Origin of the sequence: Methylocaldum sp. (assembly GCF_035627495.1) — a bacterium.
Lineage (GTDB): Bacteria > Pseudomonadota > Gammaproteobacteria > Methylococcales > Methylococcaceae > Methylocaldum.
In genome coordinates, this window is sequence record NZ_DASPLO010000223.1 from 1 (window position 1) to 2,832 (window position 2,832).

At 54.6% G+C, this 2,832-nt stretch carries 2 protein-coding genes; both read left to right on the forward strand.

What is annotated here, in order from left to right:
* The first annotated feature begins 180 nt into the window (after positions 1–180).
* On the forward strand, positions 181–645 hold the full coding sequence (locus VEB01_RS22520; protein ID WP_324879474.1) for a GNAT family N-acetyltransferase: 465 nt from the start codon (positions 181–183) through the stop codon (positions 643–645).
* 425 nt (positions 646–1,070) lie between these two features.
* Positions 1,071–1,958 carry a DMT family transporter gene (locus VEB01_RS22525; protein WP_324879476.1) on the forward strand — a complete coding sequence of 296 codons (888 nt, stop codon included), beginning with the start codon at positions 1,071–1,073 and terminating at the stop codon, positions 1,956–1,958.
* Positions 1,959–2,832: the final 874 nt, after the last annotated feature.

Below are 2,832 nucleotides of genomic sequence, written 5' to 3' on the forward strand. Positions count from 1 at the left end.
GACCAGCGCCGCAGGCAGACTGCGCGAGCGCACCAGTGCCTCCAGTTGTTCGCGTTCAGCGGGTGTGATGACCAGTTCGGCTTTCGGGCGGCCGTTTTTCATTGGGTATCTCCTCAAATCTAAAGACACCCAGAAATTAAGAAAGATTTATGCTACGTATTAATGGGACAGGACACTAGGATGAACGTGACAATTCAATCCTACTCCCATAAGCATCACGCGGCGATCCGCGAGATCCTGAAGCGAATCGGGTGGGCAGAGCAGTACGTGCGGGCGGCGGAGAAGAACGCCGTGGCCTTTTCGCAGCAACCAGAAATCTATGGCGTATATGTCTCGTTGGTGGATGCGGCGGTCGTGGGGTTTGTTTATGTGCAGTTCCACGAGTGGAATAGCCTGGCGCAGATCCAGGGGTTGGCTGTTGACCCACGGTATCATCGGCAAGGCATCGCCTCGACGCTAATGGTGCGGGCCGAAGAGTACGCTAGGGAGAAGTGCGCGCGTGGGATTTACGTGGACACGCCAACGCTCAACCAAGGCGGGCGGAGCTTCTACGAGGCGGTGGGGTACAGATTCGGTTATGAGATGCCAAGGTACTACGAGGATGAGCTGGACGGCGTTACCTATCAGAAGTTCTTTGAACGTTGACGAGTGTTGCGTGGGCGTGGCCTAACAATTCGTTGCAGCCGACCGGCCCGAAGTGGGCCGGCGGCTGAACTCAAGTGTTGGGTCGTAATAGAGTCCTTTTCTCGCACTGGAAGTCAACCACGCACGATGGACAGAAATGGAAAAACATGTTATTTGGCGAAGCGACTGAGCGAGCCGTATAACTCTTGTTGATACGGCTCGCTCAGTCGCTTCGCCTCATTGGTGTTTCCCTTCCCGTCCTCGGCGTTGTGCCTTCCCATGCGACGGGTCTATTCCAACCCAACTAAGCGTTCGAGCGTACACGCTGGCAATGGAACATTTCAGGGTGGGTGTCTTGCGAATAAATGCTCGCGCCAATAACTTATGTCGATGCGGCGCGACGCTCAACTTAATACGTTAGATCCCGATAAGGAGGAATTACGCCTATGTGCCACCCAGTAGTTGTTGCTGCCATCTGGATGGTCGGCGCTTTGCTCTCATTTTCCGCAATGGCAGTTGCGGTGCGCGAACTTTCTGCGAACTTTGGCACGTTCCAGCTTCTTGCCATCCGCAGCTTCATCGGCTTGCTTGTTATCTCGGCCATACTCACTAGGGTAGGTTGGGCGCAGGTCTCGTTTCGGAACGTTAGAATACATCTCTGGCGGAACTTTGTTCACTTTTGTGGGCAGTTCGGTTGGTTCTATGCCATTGCGTTTATTCCGCTGGCGGCGGTGTTTGCCATTGAGTTCACCGTGCCGCTCTGGACGGTGGTGTTCGCGGCACTACTGCTGGGGGAGCGTATCTCCGCGAGTCGGGGGCTGGCGGTTGTTCTGGGCATCGTCGGTGTTTTGGTTATCCTTCGTCCCGGCTGGTCGGTTGTGCATCCGGCAGCACTTGTAATGCTGGCCGGTGCCTTTGCGTATGGATTGTCTCATACGCTGACCAAGAAGCTGGCGGGGCGAGATACACCGCTGTGCATTCTCTTTTACATGATGTTGATTCAGTTCCCTCTAGGTTTGGTGCCAGCGGTGTTTAATTGGGTTACCCCTATAGCAGCGCACTGGCCTTGGCTCATAGTGGTCGGCATTACCGGGCTCAGTGCGCACTACTGCATGGTACGGGCACTTTCCCTGGCGGATGCCTCGGTAGTGGTGCCCTTAGATTTCCTGCGCTTACCACTCATAGCGCTGGTTGGCTATGCGCTTTACAGTGAGCGTGTAGATGAGTTTTTGGTTTTGGGCGCGGGCTTGATACTGACAGGTAGCTTTATCAACCTGCATCGGGAGCGGAAGAAAATTGAGCCTCTGCAGCCCATTCCGCAGCCAACTGCCTGATTTTGCTCTAACGAGTGCGTCAAGCCGACAAGCCCTGCACGGCTACGCCGTTCCGGCCTTGCGGCTTACGCTGGCGTTAGCCCCCACAGTACCTCCGGTGATTCGGATGCGTATGAAGACAATAACGGCCGCCGCCCTTCGTATAAAGCGCCTCTGCCACTACCAACCGTTCGATAAACCGGAACGCTTAGCGCGCATGTTCACCGAGGGCACTATTTATTTCTCAAGGCCCCGAGACTTCAATGACCCTTGGGACTGCCGGCCGTGCTTTAGCAAATCAGGGCTGAAAGATCCCGAACACTACGAACGCACAGTCCGCTGGTTTGTCGACTGCGGTCGGAAGAACACGTCTTTGCCTGAGGCGGAACACTTGCGGCGGGAGCAAGAACTACGATCCAACCCGAAGTTGGTCGAGTGGATGATAGATCAGACGACATCTGAAATGGAGCAGGCAATTCCAAACCAATATCGGGTCTACTGTCTGAGCACCCATCCAGACTCGACGTTAATGTGGTCACATTACGCGGACTCATGCAAGGGGATATGTCTTGAATTCTCTGCTCAGAACGAACTGTTCTGCCGAGCCCTCCAAGTCGAATATGTCGGTGGCTATCCACTGTTCAGTGTTTCTGCTACCGACGATGATGCAAACCTACAACCGCTTTTGACAAAGTCAGAGGTCTGGGCTGTCAACGCCGACTGAAATCTGACCCACTTTGGTTTTGAATCGCCGAAGGGTACCTCGAAAAACCGGTTTGAGACGGCGATATTCGACCCCGAGTGGGCCGTTGTTGAGTCGATATCAGGATACTGTTGTTATTTTGCCCCCAACCGAGGCATCGTTTCGGCCGGAGGTCGTCATCTTGTGCGAGTC

Bases quoted from the DNA above. Each gene is read 5' to 3' on its own strand.
- VEB01_RS22520 (WP_324879474.1), top strand. From the start codon at position 181: ATGAACGTGACAATTCAATCCTACTCCCATAAGCATCACGCGGCGATC.
- VEB01_RS22525 (WP_324879476.1), top strand. From the start codon at position 1,071: ATGTGCCACCCAGTAGTTGTTGCTGCCATCTGGATGGTCGGCGCTTTG.